Annotated in this window: 3 protein-coding genes; all 3 read left to right on the top strand. The window is 36.7% G+C overall.

Annotated features, from left to right (window positions below; genetic code table 11):
• On the top strand, window positions 1–449 hold a 449-nt coding region (locus IRT38_RS08175; protein ID WP_194597417.1), incomplete at its 5' end, for a TolC family protein.
• A 12-nt stretch (window positions 450–461) separates the two neighbouring features.
• Window positions 462–1,571: an HlyD family secretion protein gene (locus IRT38_RS08170; protein WP_194597416.1), complete on the top strand. Its 1,110-nt coding sequence runs from the start codon at window positions 462–464 to the stop codon at window positions 1,569–1,571.
• A 3-nt stretch (window positions 1,572–1,574) separates the two neighbouring features.
• On the top strand, window positions 1,575–2,082 hold a 508-nt coding region (locus IRT38_RS08165; protein ID WP_194597415.1), incomplete at its 3' end, for an ABC transporter permease.

The raw sequence follows: 2,082 nt of genomic DNA, 5'->3' as shown, positions 1-2,082 counted from the left end.
GGTTAGATGATAAAGAAAATTGGATTATCGGCGTGATGGCGAAATACAATTTATTCTCTGGTATTGATAAAAATAAAAATATTCATGCTGCTGAATTGAAACGGTATGCAGCAGAAATGATGACTGAACGTACAAAACAAGAAATCGAAAATATTTTATATAAATCATATAGTGAGTTGAATGCATCTCAAACAAGTCATCAACTCTTAATCAAAAATACTCGTGCAGCCGAAGAAAACTTACGTATTCAACAATTATCTTTTAAAGAAGGTATGGGAACAGCAACACAAGTAATCGATGCACAAAATGCGCTGAATGCTTTAAAAGGTGAAATGGCGATAAATGCTTATAAATACATATTATCTTTAGCAACATTATTACAAAGCTACGGTTCAATCGAAGAATTCAAGCTTTATGTGAACCAACCTCGTACGGATTATATTCGTTAATTGGAGTACATCATGAATCAAAATATTTCATCACCCAATGCAGAAGATAATCCAAATAGCGAGATCATCGAAAACTCAACAGACAGTCAAGTTGATCATTCTAAAACTGATTCAGGTACACCATCACCACCTTCAAATAATGCAAAAATAAAAATCCTGATCGTCATTATTATCTTATTACTCTTGAGTTTGATTGCTTTTGGCTTATGGAAAGCTTATCAACCAAAATCAATCGAGTTACAAGGACGAGTAGAAGCTGAAACTGTTCATATCAGTACCAAAGTTCCTAGTCGTATTGAAGAATTCTATGTCACTGATGGACAACCAGTAAAAAAAGGACAAGCTCTTGTTCGTTTCGTAAGCCCTGAACTTGATGCAAAAAAAGAACAAGCTCAAGCAGCACTACAAAGTGCACTCGCTTTTCAATCAACAATCTATAGAGGTTCTCAACAAGAAAACATTGATACGCTATACGCTAACTGGCAAGCAATGAAGACCCAAGCTGACCTAGCTGCAACGACTTACAAACGAGGTGAAAACCTTTATCAACAAGGTGTTATTTCTCGTCAACGACGAGATGAAATGCTTGCAGCTCAAACCTCTGCAAAAGAAGCCGCTGAAGCAGCTTACCAACAATATGCACGCGCCAAACGCGGCAGTACAGAACAACAAAAATCAACCGCTGATGCTCAAGTTGCTATTGCTCAAGCCGCGGTGAATGAAGCAAATGCGTTAACTGCCGAAACAAAACTTTATGCGCCAATTGATGGTACTGTTTCCAAAACATATGGTAAACCAACTGAATTTGTTGCTACTGGTGTACCTGTAGTCAGCATCCTTGAAGATCAGGAATTATGGGTCAGTCTCAATGTAAGAGAAGATCTCTACAACTCAATCTATAAATCAAAAACCTTAGAAGGCTTCATTCCTGCATTGAATCAAAGTGTCACATTTAAAGTAAAGAAAATTGATGCCGAAGGTGAGTTTGCAACGATAAAAACCACACGACAAACTGGTGGATATGATATTCGAAGCTTCAAATTCCATCTAAGCCCTACAAAGAATATTCCTGATCTCAAAGTTGGGATGAGCGTTTTATTTAATATCGAAGAGGCAAAGTAACACATGCTTGCCATAATGCTTCGTGAAATACGCTATTTAAAGCGCTATAAAGCTGATTTATTTATGGCAATCATCGCGCCATTATTGGTCATTATACTTTTTGGCAGCATGTTTTCAGCTGGTAAACCTGATCACTTACCCATCATTGTAATTGATCAAGATCAAAGCGGGATGAGCCGAAAAGTTATTCATGCTTTGAGCGTGAATCACACTATAAAAATTAAAACGATTACAACCAGTCAAGATGAAGCAGAACAATTAATCAATAAAACAGATGCTTGGGGTTTTGTATTTATTCCTGAAGGTGCTGAGCAGCGCTTAGTTAGTGCACAAGATGCACAAATTAGTATTGCTTATAATCAATCTTTCTTTAGCGTTGGGAATACAATTTCGTCAGCGATGTTGATCAGCACCTTAAATGGAATTGCTGAATATATGGGAGATGATTATTTGTCAAATACCATCCCCTATATAAAAATGCCTACACCTCACATAAAAATATCCACTTTAT

Origin of the sequence: Acinetobacter sp. SK-43 (assembly GCF_015351505.1) — a bacterium.
GTDB lineage: Bacteria > Pseudomonadota > Gammaproteobacteria > Pseudomonadales > Moraxellaceae > Acinetobacter > Acinetobacter junii.
Note: the sequence above shows the minus strand (reverse complement) of the source record. Positions and strands in the feature narration are given on the sequence as shown.

Bases quoted from the DNA above. Each gene is read 5' to 3' on its own strand.
- IRT38_RS08170 (WP_194597416.1), top strand. From the start codon at position 462: ATGAATCAAAATATTTCATCACCCAATGCAGAAGATAATCCAAATAGC.